Origin of the sequence: Mycobacterium sp. pV006, assembly GCF_041287115.1 — a bacterium.
Classification (GTDB): domain Bacteria; phylum Actinomycetota; class Actinomycetes; order Mycobacteriales; family Mycobacteriaceae; genus Mycobacterium.
Genome location: NZ_JBGGKT010000007.1, coordinates 198275 through 220863 on the forward strand (window position 1 = coordinate 198275; position 22589 = coordinate 220863).

The window sequence follows — 22589 nt, forward strand, 5'->3', positions numbered from 1 at the left end:
GCGGGTCCGCTCCGGGTCAGGGAGGCAGACCGCTTTCCAGAGGCATCGGGGCTTTGCGCGGTCCTGGGTGCCTGAGAGGTTGACGGAGAGGTATTGCTCCTTCGGCGCCCGTGGCTGGCGGCCACGGAACTCTCCCGCGCAAGGGCGATGCGCGGGCCAGTCTAGTCGCCTCTCTCCGCGAGCAGACGCGTAAGCCCCCTCGATCGCGTCGATCAGGGGGCTTTGGCGGACTGCTCGCGGAAGAAGAAAACTAACCGACTCCGGCTTGACTGATCGGCTCAGCCGATCTTGCGGTCGCGGTGCTTGCGCCGCGACGCCAACTCGTCCTCGGGCGCCGCGATCGACTCGCCACCGTCGGCACGCTCGCCCGGGAAGTCGGCGATCGCGCCGGTCAGTTCACGCATGGCGCCCGACACCGCGATGCCGAACACGCCCTGCCCGCCCTGGAGCAGGTCGACCACCTCTTCGGCCGAGGTGCACTCGTAGACGGTGGTGCCGTCGGAGAACAGCGTGATGTTGGCCAGGTCCTGCACGCCGCGCTGGCGCAGATGATCGACGGCCACGCGGATGTTGTGCAGCGAGATGCCGGTGTCGAGCAGGCGCTTGACGATCTTGAGGACCAGGATGTCCTTGAACGAGTAGAGGCGTTGGCTGCCCGAGCCGGCGGCGCCGCGGATCGACGGCACCACCAGCGAGGTGCGCGCCCAGTAGTCCAGCTGGCGGTAGGTGATGCCGGCGATCTGGCAGGCACTGGGACCGCGGTAGCCGACCAGCTCGTCGGGCACCGAGTCGTCCGGGAACAGCCCGGCCTGGACCGGCTGCGCTGCAGCGCTGGGAAGTGAATCCGCCTGCGGGGAGCCGGTGGTCAGGTCCAGTTGCTCCTGGCGTGGCGTGTCTCCCACTTGTCGAATCCTCTCGCCGATCGAACCGCGTCCTCTGACCTGCGTGGGCGCACGTCACCCGAGCCCGAACTCCCGTCCGAGCATACGCTTGCGGGCCGGTCGTGACTGCCCGTCGGCGCTAAGTATGGCGCTCGAAATCGGGCTGGGAGGAAACTCGCCCCGCGTGTCGAGCGCGCGAGACGCATCCGTGACCAAGGACCTCAGGTGGCCTTGAAGTCGTCGGGTGAGACGCTGTCGAGGAATTCCTTGAACTTCTCCACCTCGTCCTCGCGCACCGCGCCGCTGGGCTCGTCGTCGCTCTCGTCGGGGATCATCAGGCCGGCTTCGGCCAGCACCGCTTCCTCGACGTAGATCGGGACGCCGACGCGCAACGCGATGGCCACCGAGTCCGACGGACGGGCCGAGACCTTGATGTCGCGGTCGAAGATCAGGTCGGCGTAGAAGGTGCCTTCCTGCAGGTCGACGATGCGGACCTCTTTGAGCGAATGCCCAAGCGCGGCAATCACATCGCGGATCAGGTCGTGGGTGAGTGGCCGGGCCGGCTCGACGCCCTGCTGCTCCAGCGCGATCGCGGCGGCCTCGGACTGGCCGATCCAGATCGGGAGATAGCGGTCGCCGTTGGACTCGCGCAGCAACAGGACGGGCTGGTTCTGCGGCTGCTCAACTCGAATGCCGATCACACGAACCTCACCCATGTGTGCCTGCCCCTCCGCAATGGTTTGCGCCGGTCATCCGGGCCGTCGCCGGCCCGGATCTGACGGTTGACCCGTCACCGCCGAAGTCTAGTCCTCAGCGGTCCAGAACGTCGCGGACCGCGGACTTGATCAACGACGTGTGCAACGTGATCGCCAGCGCGGCGACCTCGCGTGCCAGGTCGTCGGCGCGGTCACGGGCTCCGGCCTTGCCGGCCTTGACCACGGGACCGGCGATCTGGGCGATCAGGTCGGACTGCCGGTCGGCGGCCGAGCGGAAAGCGCGCAGATGCCGCGGCTCGACACCGTAATCGGCCAGCGCGCGGGCACATTGGGCGATGACCACCGCGTGCTCGTCGAAGAACACCGCGCCGGCGCCCTTGAACGACGGGGTGATCACGCCCGCCTTGACCAGAGCCGACAGCAGTTCGTCGTCGACGCCCGACCGTTGCAGGACGTCCTCGCGGCTGAGCCGGACCTGCGTCACCACCGGCGCCGCAGCGGCCGACGGGTCGCCGCCGCCGTCGACGGGCACCAGACGCGGTGCCGGATACGGAGATCCGGTTTCCGGTAGCTGCCCGTCGGGTTGTGCGTCGAGTTGGGCCTTGATCACCTTCAGCGGCAGATAGTGGTCGCGCTGGGCGGTCAGGATGAAGCGCAGGCGGGCGCAGTCATAGGCCGTGAACCGGCGGTACCCCGACGGGGTGCGCTCCGGGGTCACCAGTCCCTCGGCTTCGAGGAACCTGATCTTGGAGTGCGTGACGTCGGGGAACTCGCTGCGCAGCAGGTCGAGGACGACCCCGATCGACATCCCGGTCAGCGACGAGGTCTCGGGCTGGGTCATCGGATCGTGGCGGTCGCTGGGCGGTCAGTGATTCCGGTGATCAGTTGCCCGCGTCGTCGCCCTTGGGCCCGGTGAGGAAAACCAGCCGGAACTTGCCGATCTGGACTTCGTCGCCGTTGGCCAGCACCGCGGAGTCCACGGGTTCACGGTTGACGTAGGTGCCGTTGAGGCTGCCGACGTCGACGACCTGGAACTCGTTGGACTCCAGGCGGAACTCCGCGTGCCGACGGCTGACGGTGACGTCGTCGAGGAAGATGTCGCTGTCGGGGTGCCGCCCTGCCGACGTGGTCGGCTGGTCGAGCAGGAACCGCGAACCGGCGTTGGGTCCGCGCTTGACGACCAGCAGGGCCGACCCGGCCGGCAGCCCCTCCACGCCGGACACGGCGCTCTCGCCGCTGGGTGTTGCCGGGGCATCGAGCTCGTTGAGGAAGTCGGCACGAAAGACCGATGTCGTTTCCACGGTGACTTCGTCAGAGTCCGCCCCCGAATTGAAGTCTTTTTCCGTCACCCGCTGCTCCTCACTGGCTGCTGTGGCGGTATCCGGTCGGAACCTCCAGCCGTTTCCCGCTGTGTCGACCGTACCGCGCAGTGGACTGCGTTGTATCCACCACGGCCGGATCCGCTCGTTGCCTCCGGTCTGCTCGACCCTAACAACATCTCAGTCGGTGACGTGGGAGCGGTAGCCGTCCGCGTCGAGCAGATCGGCGAGGCTGTCATCCAGCGTACCGCCGCCGACCTGCAGTTCGACGAGCCAACCGTCGCCGTAGGGATCGGAGTTGACCAGTTCCGGATTCGTCTCCAGATCACCGTTGACGGCAACGACTTTCGCGCTGACGGGGGCGTAGAGGTCCGACACCGACTTGGTGGACTCGACCTCGCCGAAGGACTCCCCCGCGGTGATCTCGGCGTCGACATCGGGCAGCTGGACGAAGACCACGTCACCGAGGGCGGCCTGCGCGTAGTCGGTGATACCCACGCGCACCCTGTCGTCGCCGACCCGCTGAACCCACTCGTGTTCGGTGGTGTAGGACAGGTCGGCGGGGATCTCGGTCACGGCACTCCTTGAACTGTGTTCGGTCATCTGACCGGCTGAGCGTATTGGCGAGGTTTCGGTTGCCGCAAGGCGGTGACGTCGACCCGTTCGGATTGTTGCACCGTCACGGTGCCGCCGACGCGCTCGACGCTGTCGACCGCGCCGCCGGGGATGTTCATCGCCGCCGCCAGTGTCGGCGGATCCCCCACGGCCAGAATCGAATACGGCGCGCCGATGGTGGTGGTGTCCACGATCAGCGCGCCCGGCACCCCGACCACCCAGGTGTCGACCCCGATGCGGATGTCGACCTGCTCGCCGTTGCGCAGTCCGCCGATCTGCATCGCCTCCGCGCCGGCGGCGCGCAGTTCGTTGATCACGTCGAGCATGGTCTCGGCCGCCACGCCCTGCGCGGGATCGGTGATGGCCAAGGTCACCCCTGGCCCGGTGGCCGGCACGGTGCCGATCAGGATCGACAGGGCGGCCAGTCGGGCGCGCGCGTTCTCGATCGCGGCTTCGTCGCTGCTGCCCGACTCCTGCAGCTCGGTCAACGTCTGCTGCAGCTGGGCGACCTCGGTGCTCAGCGCCGCTTCGCGCTGCTGCAGCGAGTCGAGCAGGATCAGCAGGTCGGCCGGGCGTGCGGTCTCCAGCGAGTCGCCGGAATCGGTGGCGCGCACCTGGGTGACGATCGCCACGCCGAGCAACAGGCACAGCAGCACGCCCAGCACCCCGAACACGATCTGCGACCTGCTCCGGGCGGGGCGGTCCTGTGCGGGTGGCAGTTCGTGGCGGCCGTGGGCGGCTTTGTTCATGCGCCGAACAATCGTCGCCGCAGCGCCGCGGCGTTGCCGAAGATACGGATGCCCAGCACGACGATGATCGCCGTCGTGAGCTGGGTGCCGACACCGAGCTGGTCGCCGAGGTAGACGATCAGCGCGGCCACCAGGACGTTGAACACGAAGGAGATGACGAACACCTTCGAGTCGAAGATGTGCTCGAGGTAGGCGCGCAGGCCGCCGAACACCGCATCCAGCGCCGCGACGACCGCGATCGGCAGGTAGGGCTGGACCACCTCGGGTACGTCGGGACGGAAGATCACACCGATGACGATCCCGACGACGAGCGCGACGATCCCGATCACCTGGGCCTCGTTTCTGTGGCGAAGTCGACCTCACGTACGGATCCGGCCGGCAGCGTCAGACCGTCACCGGCCGAGACCTGTACTCCGACACCGTACGAGGTCTCCAGCAGGCGCAGGCGTTGCAACCCGCTGCTGCGGTTGAAGTTGTCCTGCAATGTGCGCGGCGGTCCGACGGCGAGCACCTCGTAAGGACTGGACACCGGCTGGTTGTCCACCAGGATGCCGCCGCCGGCCTGCCGGATGGTCACGTTCGGGCCGACGCGCACACCGCCGACCGAGACCGCCTCGGCGCCGCTGACCCACAGCGAGTTCACGACGAGCTGCAGGTCGCGGTCGAGGATGACCTGCCGGCTGCCCTGGATGCGCTGGGTGGCGACGTCGGTCAGGTCCGGGGTCATGCCCGGGTCGGTGACCGTGATGGTCAGGCCGGGACCGATCACCGGGGTCGCCGCGGCCGCGAAGTTCGCCTCGTCCAGTTCGGCGAGCAGCGCCCGGCCGACGGTGTCGCCTTCGAGGCGCCCGCGCTGCTCGGCGTCGACCCCGGCGGCGAGTTCGTCGCGGCGCTGCGCGACCGCGGCGGTCTGCTGCTCGGCCGCGCGGACGCTGCCCAGCAGCACGCGCTGGGACTCCCGCATCCCCGGCGCGGTGGCCTGGGCCTGCGACCATGCCACGGCGAACACCGCGGCGACGACCACGACCCCGATCAGCTGCCAGGACCACCGGGCGAGGCGGCCGGCTGGCCTCGGGTTCTGCGCGGCGGCCGCGTAACCGGGGTCGAGGTGTTCGGAGAGCAGGGACCGCAGCAGGGACGGCACCGGGATGCGCGTCGGTGCGTCGGGCCGGTGCGCCTCGCTGCCCGACTCGGTGTCGTAACCCCCCAGCATGCTCATCTCCGGGTGCGCTCCGCGGGTCGCGGCGGGGCGTGCGGCGGCATCGTGCGCACGACCATCCGGACCTGGATCAGGTACAGCGCGCCCGACCACAGGTACATCGCCGCACCCCACAGGACGAAGCCCCATCCCCACGCCAGCACGACGCGGCTCCACAGCGCGTCGTACTGCCCCAGCAGGACCAGCGGCAGGCCGGACATCAACGCGAACGTCGCGGCTTTGCCGATGTAGGTGACCGGCAGCGCGGTCAGCCCGCGCCGGCGCAGCAGCGGCAGCGTCGCCGCGAGCACCAGGTCCCGGCCCAGCAGCACTACGACCAGCCACCACGGCACCACACCGGCCAGCGCGAGCGCGACCGGGACCGTGATCATGTAGATGCGGTCGACGAGCGGGTCGAGCAGCTCCCCCAGCCGGGAGGACTGGTTGTCGAACAGCCGGGCGATCTTGCCGTCGGCCCAGTCGGAGACACCGCTGAACATCAGGATCGCGACCGCCCACGCGTGGGCGCCCGGCACGTCGTCGCCGAGCAGCAGCAGGTAGAGGAACGCCGGAACCAGCAGCAGCCGGATCGCCGACAGCACGTTGGGCACCGTCAGCACCCGGTCGCCGGGCACGGGTTCTCGGGGCGCCGATGTCTCGGCCATGCGATGAACCTAGCGGAACACGCCCGGAAGACTCAGTGCCGAGATCGTGTCGTCGTTCAACGGGTTGTCGTGCACCATGTACGTCCACGTCGAGGTGGGCCGTGCCAGCTTCGAAAGGTCCACACCCAGTTCGTCTTCGATCGACGGCGCGGTCTCGAAGGTCTGTTGGGCGGCCTCGATCGCGTCGGCGGCCAGGGACGCGAACGCGTCGACACCCATCCGGTGGAACTCGTCGAGCGGGTTCTGCCGGCCCAGCGCCCGCAGGTGGATGCTCTCCCGGATGTCGGACAGGAACGCCAGATGGTCGGCCCACCCGCGGTCCAGGTGGTACAGCATGATCAGCCGGCAGATCCGCTCCAGCTTCTCCTCGCCGTCGGGCGCCAGCTGCTCCAGCAGTTCGGCGTACCGGTCCGGTGAGAGCTGGGCGAGTTCGTCGCGGGCGGTGGTGGTGCGCAGCAGGGTGTTGCGCCGCTCGACGAGGATCGCCCGCTGCTGGGCGATCAACTGGTTGTAGCGCCAGGTGTTGGCATGCACGTCGAGCAGCCGTCCCTCGGCGATGCGCTGGGCGTGTTCGAGCAGGCCGGCGGCTTTCGGGCTGGTGACGCGGCCGGTGTCGTCGCAGTCGAGCAGCAGTTTGTTGGATTCGAGGTGGGCGACGACGACGTCGTCCTCCCAGCTGGAGAAGAACACCGACGACCCCGGGTCGCCCTGGCGGCCGGCGCGGCCGCGGAGCTGGTCGTCGAGCCGCTCGGTGTGGTGGCGCCCGGTGCCGATGACGTGCAGACCGCCGAGCTCGGCGACCCGCTGCTTGGCGGCGTCGTCCTCGTCGGCGTCGGAGCCGCCGAGACGGATGTCGGTACCGCGCCCGGCCATCTGGGTGGACACCGTGACGGCGCCGAACTTGCCGGCCTCGGCGATCACCGCGGCCTCCTCGGCGTCGTTCTTCGCGTTGAGCACCACCGCCGGCACCCCGGCCTTGACCAGCCGGCGGTGCAGATCCTCGGATTCGGCGACGTCGCGGGTGCCGACGAGCACCGGCTGTCCGGTCTCGTGCACCTCCTTGATGTGTTCGATGACCGCATCGTTGCGCGCGGCGGAGGTGACGTAGACGCGGTCGGCTTCGTCCTCGCGGATGTTCGGCTTGTTCGGCGGGATCGGCGAGACCCCCAGTTTGTAGAACTGGCGCAGCTGTTCGCCGGCGGCCAGCGCGGTGCCGGTCATGCCGCACACGGTCGGGTACCGGTTGATCAGCGCCTGCACGGTGATGGTGTCGAGGACCTCGCCGGTCTCGGTGGTCTCGATGCCCTCCTTGGCCTCGACGGCGGCCTGCAGACCGTCGGGCCAGCGCTGCAGGGTGGCGATCCGGCCGCGGGAGGCGTTGATCAGCTGCACCGCGTTGTCGCGGACGATGTAGTGCACGTCGCGCTGCAACAGCACGTGGGCGTGCAGGGCCACGTTGATCTCGGTCAGCGTGGTGGAGACGTGCTCTTCGGAGTACAGGTCGATGCCGAGTTTGGCCTCGACCTTCTGCGCGCCGGCCTCGGTGAGGTGGACGTTGCGACCCTCTTCGTCGGAGGCGAAGTCCCTGCCCTCGATCAGTTCCCCGACCATGCGGATGATCTCCACCCGCGGCGTCTCGCGGTGGCTGGTGCCGGCCAGCACCAGCGGAACCAGGGCTTCGTCGACCAGCACCGAGTCGGCCTCATCGATCAGCGCGACGTCGGGATTCGGCGACACCAGGTCCTCGACGTCGATGACCAGCTGGTCGCGCAGCACGTCGAAGCCGATCTCGTTGACCGAGGCGTAGGTGACGTCGCACTGATAGGCCGCGCGCCGCTGTTCGGCGGTCGAATCGGCGGTGATCCAGCCGACGGTCAGGCCCATCGCCTCGATGAGCGGGCCGACCCACTCGGCGTCGCGGCGGGCCAGGTAGTCGTTGATCGTGATGAGGTGGACGCTGCGGCCGGCCAGCGCATAGCCGGCGGCGGCGATCGCACCCGAGAGGGTCTTGCCCTCGCCGGTGGCCATCTCGACGACGTCGCCGGCGAGCATCCGCAGCGCACCGAGCAGCTGTACGTCGAACGGTCGCAGGCCGGTCGCTCGTTCGGAGGCCTCGCGCGCGATCGCGAGGAACTGCGGGATGTCGGCGGCGTCGGCCAGGTTGGTCAGGTTCAACAGCGACGCGGCTTTGGCCAGCTGCTCGTCGTCGAGGTCGGCGGCCTTGGCGTCGAACTCGGCCGACCGGCGCACCAGCTCCATCGAGCGGGCCTGATCCTTGTCGACCCGGGCGCCGAGCAGCTTCCAGAACGAGTTGGTCGAACGTCCGGTCTTGGGAGTCTTCTTGGACGTCTTCGAGGAGGTGCGTGCCACACGAATACGGTACGCGGCCCCGTCCCCGTGCGGCGGGCGACGTGAGCCCGCAGGGTGTCGGTGCTGCACACGACTTTCCGCTGACGCGCCCGGGACGTCCCACCTCAGGCCCGTCGCTGCGGTAGCTTCGCCGCAGGCTGGTTCGCGATGACGGGGGAGGTCGCACACGCGTGGACACCCAGACGTTCCAGCCCTCCCTCGACTGGGGCCGCGAGGTGTTCGCCTCCGCTGTGTGGGTGGCCACGACGTGGGGTCAAGCCGCGGTGTGCGTGCTGGTGGTGCTGGCGCTGATCGGCCGGTTCACCGAATGGGGACGCCAGTTCTGGCGCGTGTCGGGCGGCTACTTCACCGGGCGGCGCAGCCTGATCGTGTGGCTGATGCTGGGGCTGCTGCTGCTGTCGGTGATCGTGTCGGTGCGTATCAACGTGCTGCTGACCTACTACGTCAACGACCTGTTTACGTCGTTGCAGGTGGCGTTCTCCAGCGCTTCCGGCGACGACGGGCGGGCCAGTGGGATCGCCGGTTTCTGGGCGACCATGCTGGTGTTCGGCGTCCTGGCCGGCTGCTTCCTGGTGCGCCTGCTCGCCGACCTGTACCTGACCCAGCGGTTTGTCATGCGATGGCGAATCTGGTTGAGCCACCGCATGATCGACGGTTGGCTGGGCGACCAGGCGTACTTCCGCGCCCAGTTCGCCGGCCGTCCGATCGACAATCCCGACCAGCGCATCCAGCAGGACGTCGACATCTTCACCACCGGCGTGGGCGGCGTCCCGAACAATCCGATCTACAACTCGAGCGACACCCTGCTGTTCGGTGCGGTGCAAGCGGTGCTGTCGGTGCTGGCGTTCGGTCCGATCCTGTGGCGGCTGTCCGAACCGCTGACCCTCGGGGGCATCACCGTCCCGCATGCGTTGTTCTGGGTGGTGCTGGTCTACGTGCTCATCGCCACGGTGGTGGCGTTCGCGATCGGGCGTCCCCTGATCCGGCTGAGTTATCTCAACGAGCGGCGCAACGCCGCGTTCCGCTACGGGCTGGTCCGGGTGCGTGAGGCCGGCGCGGCGATCGGTCTGTACCGCGGGGAGCCCGCCGAGCGGTCGCTGCTGCGCGGCCGCCTCGACGAGGTCATGACGAACTACCGGCACTGGTTGAACCGGATGATGCTGTTCTTCGGGTGGAACGTGTCGATGAGCCAGGCCATCAATCCGCTGCCGTGGCTGGTGCAGGCGCAGGCGCTGTTCGCCCAGCGGCTCACGTTCGGCGACGTGTGGCAGTCGTCGAACGCGTTCGCCGCCATCCACGAGTCCCTGTCGTTCTTCCGCAACGCCTACGACCAGTTCGCCAGCTACCGGGCGGCCATCATCCGTCTCGACGGGCTGACCGAACAGAACGACCGCGCCGCCGATTTCGGCAGCGTGCGCGTCGAACCGTCCGACGACGGCGCGCTCGAGGTCACCGCGGTCATGGTGCGCCGCCCCGACGGCACCCCGCTGCTGCACGACCTGGACCTCACGGTGGCCCCCGGTGAGGCCCTGGTGATCACCGGGGAGTCCGGCATCGGCAAGTCGGTGCTGCTGCAGAGCATCGCCGGGCTGTGGCCGTTCGCGACGGGCCGGGTCCGGCTGCCGCGGGGCCGCGACGACGTGATGTTCGTCCCGCAACTGCCCTACCTGCCCGCCGGTGACCTGCGCACCGCGGTGACCTACCCGCAGCAGCCGGGAACCTTGGACGACAAGGACATTCAGCAGGCCCTGGTGGATGTCGCGCTGCCGCACCTGGTGATCCGGCTCAACGAGGACAAGGACTGGGCCAACGCGCTCTCGGTCGGCGAACAGCAGCGGATCGCATTCGCCCGCATCCTGCTGTCCCGGCCCGCGGCGGTGTTCCTCGACGAGTCCACCTCCGCGCTCGACGAGGGCCTGGAGCTGATGCTCTACCAATTGTTGCGGTCGGAGCTACCCGACGCGGTGCTGGTCAGCGTCAGCCATCGCAGCAGCGTTCACCCGTTCCACAGCAGTCGTCTGGCGCTCGTCGGAGACGGGGCGTGGCGGTTGGAGCGACTCGCGCCGTCGGGATAGCGCCTTGGTCACGCTGACACGCTGAGCTCGCGGTACTTTGCACCGCATGGAAACGTTCACCCCGACGTTGGATTGGGGCAGCGAGCTGTGGACTTCGCTGTGGTGGATCGCCCAGGGCTGGGCCTACGCCGCGGTCGCCACGATGGTCGTGCTGGTGCTGATCGTGCGGTTCACGGTGTGGGGCAAGCAGTTCTGGCGGGTCACCCGCGGCTACTTCACCGGGGCCGACAGTGTCATCGTCTGGCTGTGGCTGGCCGGGATCCTGCTGCTGGTGATCTTGAGCGTGCGCCTGTCGGTGCTGTTCAGTTTCCAGGGCAACGACATGATGACCAGTTTCCAGGTCATCGCCTCCGGGGTCGGCGCCGGCGACGACGCGGTGCGCGCCTCGGGCCGGGACGGGTTCTGGTTGTCCATGGCCGTTTTCGCGGTGCTGGCCGTGATCAACGTCGCCTCGATCATGATCGATCTGCTCGTCACGCAACGCTTCATGCTGCGGTGGCGGACCTGGCTGACCGACCAACTCACCGGCGACTGGCTCGACGGGAAGGCCTACTACCGATCCCGGTTCATCGACGACACCATCGACAACCCGGACCAGCGCATCCAGACCGACATCGACATCTTCACCGCCGGCGTCGGGCCCCTGCCCAACACCCCGAACAACACCTCCGGGTCGACGCTGGTGTTCGGTGCCGTGTCCTCGATCGCGGCGATGATCTCGTTCACCACGATCCTGTGGAACCTGTCGGGGCCGCTGACGCTGCCGTTCGTCGGGGTCGTGTTGCCCAAGGCGATGTTCTGGATCGGCATCGTCTACATCCTGTTCGCGACCGTGATCGCGTTCTGGATCGGCCGGCCGATCATCACGTTGTCGTTCAACAACGAGAAGTTCAACGCGGTCTTCCGCTATGCGCTGGTGCGACTGCGCGATGCGTCGGAGGCGGTGGCGTTCTACCGCGGTGAGATCGCCGAACGCACCGGGTTGCGGCGCCGGTTCGGCCCGATCGTCGAGAACTACAAGCGGTACGTCAACCGGATGGCGGGCTTCCTCGGGTGGAACCTGTCGATCACCCAGGCCCAGGAACTCATCCCCTATCTGGTGCAGTTCTCCCGCTTCTACAACGGCGAGATCACCCTCGGTCAGCTGTCGCAGACCGCCAGCGCGTTCCGCGAGATCCTGACCGGGCTGTCGTTCTTCCGGAACGCCTACGACAACTTCGCCGGCTACCGGGCCGCGATCATCCGACTCCACGGTCTGGTGATCGCCAACGAGGAGGGCCGCGCGTTGCCGACGCTGGCGGCCGAGGACTCCCGCGGCGGGCGGGTCGAACTCGACGACGTCGAGGTCCGTACCCCCGACGGCCGCCAACTGGTGCGTCCGCTGGACCTGACGCTCGAGCCGGGTGAGGCGCTGATGGTCACCGGCCCGTCGGGCAGCGGCAAGACGACGCTGCTGCGCAGCCTCGGCCAGTTGTGGCCGTACGCCTCGGGCACCGTCCGCACGCCGGGCGAGGACAACGCGACGATGTTTCTGTCCCAGCTGCCGTACGTGCCGCTGGGCGACCTGCGCACGGTGGTGTCCTATCCCCAACATTCGGGCGACCTGGACGACCGCGTGCTGCGCGACGTGTTGAACAAGGTGGCGCTGCCGCATCTGGCCGACCGGCTCGACGAGGAGAAGGACTGGGCCAAGGTGCTCTCGCCGGGTGAACAGCAGCGCATCGCGTTCGCACGCGTCCTGCTGACCAAACCCCGGGCGGTGTTCCTCGACGAGTCGACCTCCGCGCTGGACGAGGGCCTGGAGCTGACGCTGTACCGGTTGGTGCGTACGGAGCTACCCGACACCATCCTGGTCAGCGTCAGCCACCGCAGCACAGTCGAGCAGCATCACACCCGCGAGCTGAAGCTGACCGGCGACGGCAGTTGGGAACTGGCCGCGACGGCGGGGGCGCGTTAGCCGCGCGCCCGCCGCGCTGCGTGCGTTCCCGCCCTGCGGCCGAAGAACGATCCTTCCCCGAGTTGGGTGCCGCTGGCGTAGCCCATGCCGTCCTGGGCGATGTTGGACGCGCAGGCGCCCGCGGCGTAGAGGCCCGCGATCACCGATCCGTCCTCGCGGAGCACCTCGCCGTCGACCGACACCTTCAGCCCGCCCATGGTGAACCCCGAGTACATCGCGCGGCCCAGCGACAGGTCGAACGCCGCCCACGGCCCGTTGTCCTGTGGCGCAAGGTATTCCGGCTGTTTGTGGAAGTCCGGGTCGACGCCGGCGGCGGCGTTGGCGTTGTAGCGCTCCAGCGTGGCGGCGAGGTTGCCGGCGGGGATGCCGAGCGCGGACTCCATCTCCGCGACGGTCTCCCACCCGTCGATGAATTTGATCAGCGGCATCTCCGGCATCTGCATGTGCGCCTCGTCGACGATCAGGTAGGCGATCTGCTCGGGTTGTTCGAGCACGAACGCCGAAGTGCGTGAGTGGTAGGAGTCCTCGGCGACGAAGCGCTGCCCGTCGGCGTTGACGATGACGCCGGTGAGCAGGATCTCGGGCGGATACGCGGCGGCGGTGATGAACTGCTGATCCATGTGCAGGGCGACGCCGCCGGCCGAGACGCCGAGCTTGATGCCCAGTCCGTCGTCGTTCGGGTTGCCCAGGATGTAGGGCGCGACGGTGCCGTGGTGTTTGGTTTTGCGCTGCTGCCCGAGCGCGGGGGTGTATTCGTTGACCATCTCGTCGTTCATCGCGAAACCGCCCGCGGCGATGACGACCGCGCCGGCTTTGACGTGACCGGTCTCGCCGAAGTGCTTCCAGGCCACGCCGGTCACCGCGCCCGAGTCGTCGACCACCAGTGCGGTGGCGCCCGTCTCATAGCGGATCTGCACCCCGAGTTCGTCGGCCCGCTTGAGCAGCAGGTCGATCACCATGGCGGCGCCGCCGAGTTCGCCGGGCACGGGCACCGAGTGTCCGCGCGGCGCCGGCCGGGCCTGGTCGCAGAACGGCCACACCTTCTCGTTGCCGGTGTAGGACAGTCCCTCGGTGCCGGGTGGGACGACGACCTTGCCCGGGTAGTAGGTGCGCTCGAACTCGAAGCCCAGACCCTCCAGCCAGTCGAAGTGCTCGACGCTGCCCTCGCAGTAGGCGCGGATCTTGTCGTGTTCGGGGTCGCGGGCCTGGGTGACCAGGTACTTGTACATTTCCTCGGCGGAGTCGTCGTGCCCGGTGGCCTTCTGCACGGCTGTGCCGCCACCGAGGTAGAAATGCCCGCCGGCCATCGACGTCGTGCCGCCTGCGGCGGCGGCCTTCTCGAGTACCAGCACCTTCGCCCCGGCGGCGGCCGCGCTGACCGCGGCGCATCCGCCCGCGATGCCGAACCCGAGGACCACCACGTCGGCCTCGTCGGACCATTGGCCGACCGTGCCGACGGAGACGGTGTCGGGAACGTTTCTCATGCTCACTTCTGCTCCTGCTTCACATGGTCGAAGAACGCGCCGATCGGTGACACCTGAGGTGCAGCCTGGGGCCCGGGCATCCGCGGCTTGGCGCCCGGCAGCGCCGTGAGCGTGGCGTGGGATTCGCGCGTCACCCACGCAACCTGGACAGGTGTCTGGTCTGACATCCCGTCGAGGATATCGCCAGGGGTGCGCGCTGGCTAGAACGTGTTCTAGTTGGGCGGGTCAGGCGGCCGGGACGGTGGCCGACGCGGCCAGCACGGTGTCCTGCTGGGCCTGCTGGCTGGCGACCTGCCAGGTCACCGCGGCCGGGAAGGTGCCCCACGTGCTGTTGAAGATGCCGATCAGCACGGTGCGCCCGTCCGGGGTCGGGGTGTAGACCGGTCCGCCTGAGTCGCCTTTGCGGCTCACGACGCCGTTGGCCATGGTGAACCAGCCGTTGTTGACGGCTTCGATGGTGCCGCAGCTCTCCCCGGTCACCACCCCGAAGTGGCAGACCGGCATGCCCTTGACCGGAAGCACGGAGGCGTCGGTGACCAGAACCTTGCCGCCGGGCAGCACGTTGTTGACGACGACCTCGGGGGTCAGGTGGATGACTTCCCAGTCGGTGATCTGGTGGTTGGTGTCGACGGTCATGCCGTTGGGGGTGTTGTCGCGGTAGACGCCCTGCGTCCCGATCACGGTGCCCTGCTTGTCGGTCACGGTGCCCGAGGCGCGGCAGTGGCCGGCGGTGTAGGCCATGCGGGTCTGGGGGTCCACCCAGCCGAGGGTGCACAGCACCGCGTCCTGGTGGATCTCCATGCCGGGATGGACGACCGCACCGGGCTGCGCGTGGGCCGGAGCGACCGGTGAGAGCAGCGCGACCACCGGGGTCAGTGCGATCAACAGTGCCCGCAGCCATCGAACAACCACAGCGCCTCCGCTCTCCGGTGATGAGGTCCTCGCCGCACCGCTTGGCGTGGTATCGCGGATACCCGTGCTGCGCTCGGCGTAACTGGGTCATCGCGGTCGGATAACGATGCGTTACACCGTCGGCGTGTCGGCGCGGCGCGCTAAGAGTCGAAGCCCAGACCCGCCGCGTCGAGGGTGCGCAGCAGCAGGTTTCGTCGCCCTGCGTTGTGGTCGGCGCGGTCCAACGACCAGCGGGTGGCCTGGATACCGGCGGTGGCCAGTGGTTCCGGCGGGAACGGCACGGGTTTGCGACGGACCATCTCCAGCCGGGTGCGGGGCGTGTCGGCGCCGTCGAGCAGGTCTAGGCACACGTCGGCGGCGAACCGCGAGGCGCCCACCCCGAGTCCGGTGAACCCGTTGACGTAGGCCACCCGGCCGTCGCGCGCGAGGCCCCAGTGCGCGCAGAAACGGGTGTTGGTGTCGATCGCGCCGGCCCACCGGTGGCTGAACCGGACGTCGCCGAGTTGGGGGAAGGTGACGAAGAAGTGGGCGGCCAGCCGCTCATAGGTCTGGCGGCGGTCCTCGTGGGCGGCATCGACGCGGCGACCGAAGTGGTAGACCGCGTCGTAGCCGCCCCAGACGATGCGGTTGTCGGCTGTCAGTCGGTAGTAGTGGAACTGGTTGGCCGCGTCGCCGATGCCCGGGCGGTCCCGCCAGCCGATCCGGTCGAGCTGGGCCTCGGTGAGCGGTTCGGTGGCCAGGACATAGTCGTAGACCGGCACGGTGTACAGCCGGTTGCGGCGCAGCAGGCTCGGAAAAGCGTTGGTGGCCAGGATGATCTGCCGGCAGGTCAGCACCGGGCCGTCGGTGGGCACCCGCAGTGCGGCGCCACCGGAGACGATCCGGCGCGCCGTGGTGTGCTCGAAGATCTCGACACCGGCCTCGGTGCATTCGCGGGCAAGTGCGACGGCGAGCTTGGCCGGCTGCACCAGCGCGCACGAATCCGGGGCGTAGAGGCCGGCCAGATAGGTCGGTGAATGCACCTGCGCACGCACCTCACGCAGATCCAGCAGCCGCCCCTGGCCGTCGTCGGCGGCCTCGGCCAGCCACGGCACCTGGTGAGGTTCGGTGGCCACCGTCAGCATGCCGGTGCGCTCCCACTCGACGTCGAGGCCCGCCAGCTCGGCCTCCATTGCGTCGAGGTTCTCCGAGCCGAACGCCTCGAGTGTGTCGATCTCGCTGGGCCACCGCGCTTTCCCGTTGTCGTGGCCGTGGGTGAGGCTGGCTTCGACGAAACCGCCGTTGCGTCCGGAGGCCGCCCAGCCGATGCGGTCGGCGTCGATCAACACGATCCGGCGGTCCGGATCGCGTCGGGCGGCATGCAGCGCGCTCCACAGACCCGTGTAGCCACCACCGATCACCAGCAGGTCGCAGGTCAAAGGCGCCGCCGGTGGCGCGAATTCGGGCCGGGCGATCGTGTCCAGCCACACCGAGCCGAACGCGGTTCCGGCCAGTGCGCGGTCGATCAGAAACTGGTCGACCGGCGCGTCGAAAACCGTCTGCACACGGGGAGACTACGGCGTCGCGGCGGAGGTCGCGCGCCTGTTCGCCGGCTGCCACCCGGGTGGGCCGAAGATGTAGCCCAGACGATCGCGCAACCCGCGCGCCGCGCGGACGTCGCGTCCGATCGCCGCGCATTCGTGGGTCTGCAGCTTCCAGATGTTGTAGGTGTCGACCGGCTTGGTCAGACCGTAGCGCGGGCGGAAGGTCTCCGGTGCGAACGTGCCGAACAACCGGTCCCAGATGATCAGGATGCCGCCGTAGTTCTTGTCGAGGTACTCGGCGTCCATCCCGTGGTGGACGCGGTGGTGCGACGGGGTGTTGAAGACGAATTCGATTGGGCGCCAGAGCTTGCCGATGTGCTCGGTGTGCACCCAGAACTGGTAGATCAGGCTGATCGAGAAGCTGAAGAACACCATCCACGGCGGAACGCCCAAGAGCGGCAACGGAAGCCACATCAGTATCTCGCCGCTGTTGTTCCACTTCTGGCGCAGCGCGGTCGCGAAGTTGAAGTATTCGCTGGAATGGTGGGCCTGGTGGGTGGCCCACACCACCCGGACGCGGTGGGCCATCCGGTGGTAGAGGTAGAACAACAGGTCGACACCGACCAGCGCGATCACCCACGTGTACCACTGCGTCGCCGACAGCTGCCATGGCGCGACATAGGTATAGATGGCCGCATAACCCAACAGCGCCAGGAACTTCCACGCACTCATCGTCACGATGGACACCAGGCCCATCGACAGGCTCGTCCACGCGTCGCGGGTCATGTAGGCGCCCGCGCCGGGCCGGTCGTCGTCGGCGAGGTGTTCGAGCTTGCGCGCGGCCACCCACTCGATGGTCAGCAGCAGCAGGAAGAACGGGATGGCGAACAGCACCGGCTCGCGCATCGGCGGAGGAAGCAGTTCGAGCAGATCCATCGGGCCCTCCCCTACCGGAAACTCAGGATGTTCTCGCCCCAGGCGCGGCGCACGGGAGCGTCGAGGTCGTCGACGACGCGATCCTGCTTGTCGATCACCAGGGTGGCGCGTCGGTCGGCGTCGTAGGGCGCCCAGTGCGGTTCGCCGGACAGGCCCACCGGTTCGCCGGTGCGGGCGAAGGACGTCCACCGCGCGCGCAGCCGGCGCGACACCTCCTTGCCGGCCTTGAGCCCGCCCAGCGCGAAGGTCGGGTCCTTGCGTCCGGCCACGAGATTGCCCCAGACGTAGGGCAACTCGGTGGCGTGGGCGGCGTGCAGTCGGACGGCGCGCAGCAGTGGTGTGGCGAAATCGAAGCGGTAGAGGTAGACCGGTGCGACCTCACGGTGCCCCTCGGCGAACCAGATGGAGGGCATCCGGAAACCGATGTCGCTGGACACCCGCATGCCGCCGGCCTTCCCGCGCACCCGGTAGGTGCCGCGCAGTTCTTCTTCGCTGGGCAGCGGCAGGTCGGGTTGTTCGGCGGCGATCTCGGCGAACATGGCTTTGACCGATTCCGGTGTGATCGGCATCAGGGGTTGCTTCATGTACCGGAACAGCGCGGCCTCGTTCTTGTTGGTACCGATGATCAGCGGGACCGGATGGGTGCCGCCGGCCTGCGCGACCCGGACCGGATAGTCGGGGATGACGTCGCCGTCGACGATCGGCGCGAAGGCCAGTGTGCCGGGGGTGCGGGCGGGGACCTCGTCGAACACCGTGCGGGACGCCGCGACGATGGCCTGCACCGGGATCCGGGTCAGCTCCGCGAGGTCGCGGGGGCCGACGTCGACGACGTCGAGGAAACGCTCGGCGACCCGGCGGGCACGCTCGGAGTCGTACGACGACGTGACCGGTGGGCTCTGCGAGATCGCGGCGTGGAACAACCCGGCCGCCGCGGGGCTGGCCAGCAGGGTTGTGACGATCGCCCCGCCGGCGGACTCGCCGAACACCGTGACCTGGTTCGGGTTTCCGCCGAAGGCGGCGACGTTGTCGCGCACCCAGGTCAGTGCGGCGATCACGTCGCGCACCCCGGTGTTGGTGCTGAACGTGTCGGGGTCGGCGCCGACGGTGGGCAGCTCGAGGAAGCCCAGCGCACCGAGACGGTAATTGAGGGTCACGACGACGACGTCGCCTTCGACCGCGAGGCGACGGCCGTGGTAGAGCGGTTGGGTGGCCGCGCCCAGCACGTAGGCGCCGCCGTGCACCCACACCAGGACCGGCTTGTCGTCGCCGGCGGTGGTGCCGGGGGGAGCCCAGACGTTGACGGTCAGGAAGTCCTCGCCCTGCGGTGCGCCCAGATCGATCGGCAGCTGTGCGTCGGTCACCTGCGGGCACACCGGGCTGACCCGGCCGGCGTCGGCGGGTTCGGTCCACGGCGTCGGCGGTTGGGGCGGCCGCCAACGCAGCTCACCGACCGGCGGGGCGGCGTAGCGCACGCCCTTCCACACCCGGACGGTGCCGTCGTCGATGCCGCGCACCGGGCCGTAGACGGTCTCGACGACCGGTCGGGCGGCTGCTCCGCTGCGGGTGGACGCTTCCGCGGTCATGCCGAACTCCTCGAAGTCGATCTCTGGTACGCAACTGTACCAGTGGGGACGCCGCCGGGCGCAGAACGCACCGAAACCCGCACGGGGTGCTCACGCCGGTCCGGCCCGTCGCCGCGCCCCGAGCATCCCGCCGAGGACCACCAGCAGCAAGCCCGCCACGGGCACCGTCAGCAGACCGACGCGCAGACTGGTCGCGTCGGCGATCACTCCGACCGCCAACGGGGCAGCCAGCAGACCCCCGCGCATCAGCCAGCTCAGCACGGTCAGGCCGGTGCCGGGCCGCAGCCCGGGCAGTTCGTCGGCCGCACGCATCGCGGCCGGCACCACGGTGGCCACCCCCAGACCGGCGACTGCGAAGCCGAAGATGGTGGCCGGAATCGAGGGGAACATCAGCGCGTAGCCCATGCCCACCGCGGTGAGCAGACCGCCGCACCGGGCCACGGTGCGTTCCCCGAACCGGTCGACCAGCCGGTCGCCTGTCAGCCGGCCGATGAACAGGAACGTCACCAGGGCGACGTAACCCATCGGTGCGAGTGCCGCCGGGGCGGCCAGGCTGTCGCGCAGATAGATGGTGGCCCAGGTGTTTCCGGCATCCTCGACCGTCACGCCGGCGATCGCGAGGGCCACGAACGCCATGAGCAGCGCGTAGCCGGAAAGGCCCGCCCCGGCGCCGGGAGGACTCTGCCGCGACGGGTGTTGTTCGTGGTCGGGCCCGCGCAGCAGATGTCGGTAGGCCACCGTGGTGACGACGCTGAAGACGACCGCGGAGATCCCGAGGTGCAGGTCGCGGTCGACCCCCGATGCGATGGCCGCGGCACCCATCAACCCGCCGATGATGGCGCCCAGCGCCCACACCGCGTGCAGTGAATTGATGATCGACCGGCCGTATTCGCGTTGCAGCCGCAAACCGTTGACGTTCTGGGCGACATCGGTGACCGCGTCGCCGGCTCCCGCGACGAACATCGCGGTCGCGAACAGCAGCGGTGTCGGCGCGGCGGCGGCGGCCACGAGGAACGCGGCGAGCAGGTAGGTGGTGACCAGCGCCACCCGAGCCGACCCGAAGCGGCGGATCAGCGCGCCGGCGGTGAGACCGGCCAGCAGCGCACCGGCGGAGAACGCGCCGACTCCCGCGCCGAACAGCGCGTTGGACATGCCGAGTTCGCTCTTGATCTCCGGGAAGCGGGGCAGCAGGTTGGCATACAGCGCGCCGTTGGTCAGGAACACCGCGGCCACGGCCACCCGCGCACGCCGGTGGCCCGCCCGGGCGGCGTCGGGCCGCTGCGGCGCCATGCGATCCGACCCTACCGAAGCGCATTCGCCCGACGTTTGCCTCGGGCCCGCAGAGGGCAAGATGGCGCCATGACTGATGGTGGGCGCCCGGCCTCGCTGACCGAGCTCGCGCGGCGCTACGGCGTCGCCACCGACTACGAGGACTGGCGCCGGCGGCGTGTCCCCGTGCCCGAGTCGACGTTGGTGGCGGTGCTCGCCGCCCTCGGTGTGCAGGCCGGGACCGAGGACGATCGGGTCGCTGCGCTCGCGGCGCACGACCGCGCGTACTGGGCACGTTCGCTGCCACCCTCGGTCGTCGGGCGCAGCGGCGACACCACCGCGTTCTGGGTCCATGTCACCCACGGCGACCCGGTGACGGTGTGGCTGGTGCTGGAGGACGGCACCACCCGCGACGGGCTGCGCCAGATCGAAAACAATTCCGGCCCTTACGATCTCGACGGCCGCCTGATCGGCGAAGCGTCCTTCGAGCTGCCCGCCGATCTGCCGCCGGGCTACCACCGGTTGCACATGCGGGTCGGTGACTTCCAGACCTCGACGGCGGTGATCGTGACACCCGCCCGTCTTGACGTTCCGGCGCGGTTGGGCGCCGGCCGCACCTGGGGGCTGGCCATCCAGCTCTACAGCGTGCGGTCGGCCGATTCGTGGGGAGTCGGCGATCTGACGGACCTGACCGACCTCGCGGTCTGGTCGGCGGCCCGGCACGGCGCGGGTTTCGTGCTGGTCAATCCTCTGCACGCCGCAGCGCCGACGGCGCCGATGGAGCCGTCGCCGTATCTGCCGACCTCCCGGCGCTTCGTCAACCCGATCTATCTGCGCGTGGAGGCCATCCCCGAGTACGCCGAGGTGCGGCACCGGGGACGGATCCGCAAGTCCCGGTTGGCCGTGCAGTCACGGGCGGACCGGTCGGCGCAGATCGACCGCGACCGGTCGTGGAAGGCCAAACGCGCTGCGCTGGAAACGGTGTATCTCGTGGAGTTCTCCGCCGGCCGCCAGATCGCCTATGACGCGTACTGCGCCCGCGAAGGGCAGAGCCTCGACGACTTCGCCACCTGGTGTGCGCTGGCCGAGCACTACGGCGCCGACTGGCACCGGTGGCCGGAGGAGCTGCGCCACCCGCGGTCGGAGGCGGTCGCCGAGTTCGCCGCCACCCACGTCGCCGAGGTCGATTTCCACCGGTGGCTGCAGTGGCTGCTGGACGAGCAGCTGAGCGCCGCGCAGACGCGGGCGGTGTCGGCGGGTATGGGGCTGGGCATCATGGGTGACCTCGCGGTCGGGGTCGACCCGAACGGTGCCGACGCCTGGGCCCTGCAGGACGTGCTTGCGCTCGGTGTCACCGCCGGTGCGCCGCCCGACGAGTTCAACCAGCTGGGGCAGGACTGGTCGCAGCCGCCGTGGCGTCCCGACCGGCTCGCCGAACAGGCCTACGAGCCGTTCCGGGCGCTGGTCAACGCCGTGCTCCGGCACGCCGGCGGCGTGCGCATCGATCACATCCTCGGCCTGTTCCGGCTGTGGTGGATCCCCGAGGGGGCGCCCCCGACCGACGGCACCTACGTCCGCTACGACCACGAGGCGATGATCGGCATCGTGGCGCTGGAGGCGCAGCGCGCCGGTGCCGTGGTCGTTGGCGAGGACCTCGGCACGGTGGAACCCTGGGTGCGCGACTACCTGCGTGATCGGGGCCTGTTCGGTACGTCGATCCTGTGGTTCGAGAACGACCATGACGGCGACGGTGCGCCGGTGCCGGCCGAGCGGTGGCGCGAGTTCTGCCTCTCGGCGGTCACCACCCACGATCTGCCGCCGACGGCCGGTTACCTGGCCGGGGAGCATGTGCGGCTCCGCGACCGGCTGGGCCTGCTGACCCGCCCCGCCGAGGAGGAACTGGCCGACGACCGTGCCGCGCAGGACGCGTGGCTGGCCGAACTGCGTCGCGTCGGCCTGCTCGACGACGATGCCGGGGTCGAGGACATCGTGCTGGCGCTGCACCGCTACCTGGGACGCACCCCGTCGCGGCTGCTGTCGCTGTCGCTGGCCGACGCCGTCGGCGAGGTGCGCACCCAGAACCAGCCCGGCACCACCGACGAATACCCGAACTGGCGTGTCCCGCTGGGTGATTCGCAAGGGCGCCAGGTTCTGCTCGAAGACGTCTTCGTCGACGAGAGTGCCGCGCGGTTGTGCGAGGCGATGCGCGCGGCGGTGCGTCCGGCCCACGACTGAGCCCCGCGCTCGACCTGCGGTCGGCGCCGGCACATGTAACGCTGGGCGGGGTCGCAGCGGTTTCACATCGGAGACCGCTGCGATATGTTTCGCACCGCACCA

The 22589-nt window shown here is 69.3% G+C and carries 20 protein-coding genes and 1 riboswitch; of the genes, 3 read left to right on the forward strand and 17 right to left on the reverse strand.

Features of this window, described 5'->3' with window-relative positions; translation table 11 throughout:
- Positions 1–48: 48 nt before the first annotated feature.
- Positions 49–147, reverse strand: a riboswitch (glycine riboswitch).
- Positions 148–278: 131 nt separating this feature from the next.
- The 10 genes from ACAG25_RS13370 to secA2 form a co-directional block, all read right to left on the reverse strand.
- Positions 279–902: a MerR family transcriptional regulator gene (locus ACAG25_RS13370; RefSeq protein WP_370488934.1), complete on the reverse strand. Its 624-nt coding sequence runs from the start codon at positions 900–902 to the stop codon at positions 279–281.
- Between the two features lie 200 nt (positions 903–1102).
- Positions 1103–1597: a bifunctional nuclease family protein gene (locus ACAG25_RS13375; protein ID WP_098006125.1), complete on the reverse strand. Its 495-nt coding sequence runs from the start codon at positions 1595–1597 to the stop codon at positions 1103–1105.
- Between the two features lie 94 nt (positions 1598–1691).
- Positions 1692–2438: a MerR family transcriptional regulator gene (locus tag ACAG25_RS13380; RefSeq protein WP_370488935.1), complete on the reverse strand. Its 747-nt coding sequence runs from the start codon at positions 2436–2438 to the stop codon at positions 1692–1694.
- 40 nt (positions 2439–2478) lie between these two features.
- Entirely contained in the window at positions 2479–2946 is a 468-nt protein-coding gene (garA, locus tag ACAG25_RS13385) for a glycogen accumulation regulator GarA (protein ID WP_370488936.1), read from the reverse strand.
- Between the two features lie 150 nt (positions 2947–3096).
- Positions 3097–3492 carry a glycine cleavage system protein GcvH gene (gcvH, locus tag ACAG25_RS13390; RefSeq protein ID WP_370488937.1) on the reverse strand — a complete coding sequence of 132 codons (396 nt, stop codon included), beginning with the start codon at positions 3490–3492 and terminating at the stop codon, positions 3097–3099.
- A 23-nt stretch (positions 3493–3515) separates the two neighbouring features.
- On the reverse strand, positions 3516–4280 hold the full coding sequence (locus tag ACAG25_RS13395) for a DUF881 domain-containing protein (protein ID WP_370488938.1): 765 nt from the start codon (positions 4278–4280) through the stop codon (positions 3516–3518).
- Complete coding sequence (locus tag ACAG25_RS13400; protein WP_370488939.1) at positions 4277–4609, reverse strand: small basic family protein; 333 nt, start codon at positions 4607–4609, stop codon at positions 4277–4279. The genes ACAG25_RS13395 and ACAG25_RS13400 overlap by 4 nt, the downstream gene beginning before the upstream one ends.
- Positions 4606–5499, reverse strand: a complete 894-nt coding sequence (locus tag ACAG25_RS13405; protein WP_370488940.1) for a DUF881 domain-containing protein — start codon at positions 5497–5499, stop codon at positions 4606–4608. The genes ACAG25_RS13400 and ACAG25_RS13405 overlap by 4 nt, the downstream gene beginning before the upstream one ends.
- The gene (locus ACAG25_RS13410) at positions 5496–6143 is read right to left on the reverse strand and encodes a CDP-alcohol phosphatidyltransferase family protein (protein ID WP_370488941.1); all 648 of its coding nucleotides are present in this window, start codon (positions 6141–6143) and stop codon (positions 5496–5498) included. Before ACAG25_RS13410 ends, ACAG25_RS13405 begins: the two co-directional genes overlap by 4 nt.
- A 9-nt stretch (positions 6144–6152) precedes the next feature.
- A complete protein-coding gene (gene secA2 / locus ACAG25_RS13415) occupies positions 6153–8513 on the reverse strand; it encodes an accessory Sec system translocase SecA2 (protein ID WP_370488942.1) in 2361 nt (786 codons plus the stop codon).
- A 170-nt stretch (positions 8514–8683) separates the two neighbouring features.
- Between secA2 and ACAG25_RS13420 the strand changes: the two genes are divergently transcribed.
- Positions 8684–10588, forward strand: a complete 1905-nt coding sequence (locus ACAG25_RS13420; RefSeq protein WP_370488943.1) for an ABC transporter ATP-binding protein/permease — start codon at positions 8684–8686, stop codon at positions 10586–10588.
- Between the two features lie 46 nt (positions 10589–10634).
- Positions 10635–12545, forward strand: a complete 1911-nt coding sequence (locus ACAG25_RS13425) for an ABC transporter ATP-binding protein/permease (RefSeq protein WP_370488944.1) — start codon at positions 10635–10637, stop codon at positions 12543–12545.
- On the opposite strand, the gene ACAG25_RS13430 is transcribed toward ACAG25_RS13425, so the two are convergent.
- From ACAG25_RS13430 to ACAG25_RS13460, 7 genes are all read right to left on the reverse strand, one after another.
- Entirely contained in the window at positions 12542–14029 is a 1488-nt protein-coding gene (locus tag ACAG25_RS13430) for an FAD-binding protein (protein ID WP_370488945.1), read from the reverse strand. The two genes, ACAG25_RS13425 and ACAG25_RS13430, sit on opposite strands and share 4 nt — an antisense overlap.
- A gap of 2 nt (positions 14030–14031) precedes the next feature.
- Positions 14032–14196 carry a hypothetical protein gene (locus ACAG25_RS13435; protein WP_370488946.1) on the reverse strand — a complete coding sequence of 55 codons (165 nt, stop codon included), beginning with the start codon at positions 14194–14196 and terminating at the stop codon, positions 14032–14034.
- 58 nt (positions 14197–14254) lie between these two features.
- Entirely contained in the window at positions 14255–14926 is a 672-nt protein-coding gene (locus ACAG25_RS13440) for a hypothetical protein (protein ID WP_370489009.1), read from the reverse strand.
- A 155-nt stretch (positions 14927–15081) separates the two neighbouring features.
- Positions 15082–16485: an NAD(P)/FAD-dependent oxidoreductase gene (locus ACAG25_RS13445; RefSeq protein WP_370488947.1), complete on the reverse strand. Its 1404-nt coding sequence runs from the start codon at positions 16483–16485 to the stop codon at positions 15082–15084.
- Positions 16486–16494: 9 nt separating this feature from the next.
- Complete coding sequence (locus ACAG25_RS13450) at positions 16495–17400, reverse strand: sterol desaturase family protein (RefSeq protein WP_370488948.1); 906 nt, start codon at positions 17398–17400, stop codon at positions 16495–16497.
- An 11-nt stretch (positions 17401–17411) separates the two neighbouring features.
- A complete protein-coding gene (locus ACAG25_RS13455; protein ID WP_370488949.1) occupies positions 17412–18983 on the reverse strand; it encodes a carboxylesterase/lipase family protein in 1572 nt (523 codons plus the stop codon).
- Between the two features lie 90 nt (positions 18984–19073).
- Positions 19074–20273: an MFS transporter gene (locus ACAG25_RS13460; protein ID WP_370488950.1), complete on the reverse strand. Its 1200-nt coding sequence runs from the start codon at positions 20271–20273 to the stop codon at positions 19074–19076.
- 69 nt (positions 20274–20342) lie between these two features.
- On the opposite strand from ACAG25_RS13460, the gene malQ reads away from it, so the two are divergent.
- Positions 20343–22487: a 4-alpha-glucanotransferase gene (gene malQ / locus ACAG25_RS13465; protein WP_370488951.1), complete on the forward strand. Its 2145-nt coding sequence runs from the start codon at positions 20343–20345 to the stop codon at positions 22485–22487.
- The last annotated feature ends 102 nt before the right edge of the window (positions 22488–22589 follow it).

What these genes read in the sequence shown, in the direction of transcription:
- ACAG25_RS13425 (WP_370488944.1), top strand. Translation starts at nt 10,635, where the DNA reads ATGGAAACGTTCACCCCGACGTTGGATTGGGGCAGCGAGCTGTGGACT.
- ACAG25_RS13450 (WP_370488948.1), bottom strand. Translation starts at nt 17,400, where the DNA reads ATGGATCTGCTCGAACTGCTTCCTCCGCCGATGCGCGAGCCGGTGCTG.
- malQ (WP_370488951.1), top strand. Translation starts at nt 20,343, where the DNA reads ATGACTGATGGTGGGCGCCCGGCCTCGCTGACCGAGCTCGCGCGGCGC.
- ACAG25_RS13375 (WP_098006125.1), bottom strand. Translation starts at nt 1,597, where the DNA reads ATGGGTGAGGTTCGTGTGATCGGCATTCGAGTTGAGCAGCCGCAGAAC.
- ACAG25_RS13435 (WP_370488946.1), bottom strand. Translation starts at nt 14,196, where the DNA reads ATGTCAGACCAGACACCTGTCCAGGTTGCGTGGGTGACGCGCGAATCC.
- ACAG25_RS13405 (WP_370488940.1), bottom strand. Translation starts at nt 5,499, where the DNA reads ATGAGCATGCTGGGGGGTTACGACACCGAGTCGGGCAGCGAGGCGCAC.
- ACAG25_RS13395 (WP_370488938.1), bottom strand. Translation starts at nt 4,280, where the DNA reads ATGAACAAAGCCGCCCACGGCCGCCACGAACTGCCACCCGCACAGGAC.
- ACAG25_RS13455 (WP_370488949.1), bottom strand. Translation starts at nt 18,983, where the DNA reads ATGACCGCGGAAGCGTCCACCCGCAGCGGAGCAGCCGCCCGACCGGTC.
- ACAG25_RS13410 (WP_370488941.1), bottom strand. Translation starts at nt 6,143, where the DNA reads ATGGCCGAGACATCGGCGCCCCGAGAACCCGTGCCCGGCGACCGGGTG.
- ACAG25_RS13430 (WP_370488945.1), bottom strand. Translation starts at nt 14,029, where the DNA reads ATGAGAAACGTTCCCGACACCGTCTCCGTCGGCACGGTCGGCCAATGG.
- ACAG25_RS13380 (WP_370488935.1), bottom strand. Translation starts at nt 2,438, where the DNA reads ATGACCCAGCCCGAGACCTCGTCGCTGACCGGGATGTCGATCGGGGTC.
- ACAG25_RS13460 (WP_370488950.1), bottom strand. Translation starts at nt 20,273, where the DNA reads ATGGCGCCGCAGCGGCCCGACGCCGCCCGGGCGGGCCACCGGCGTGCG.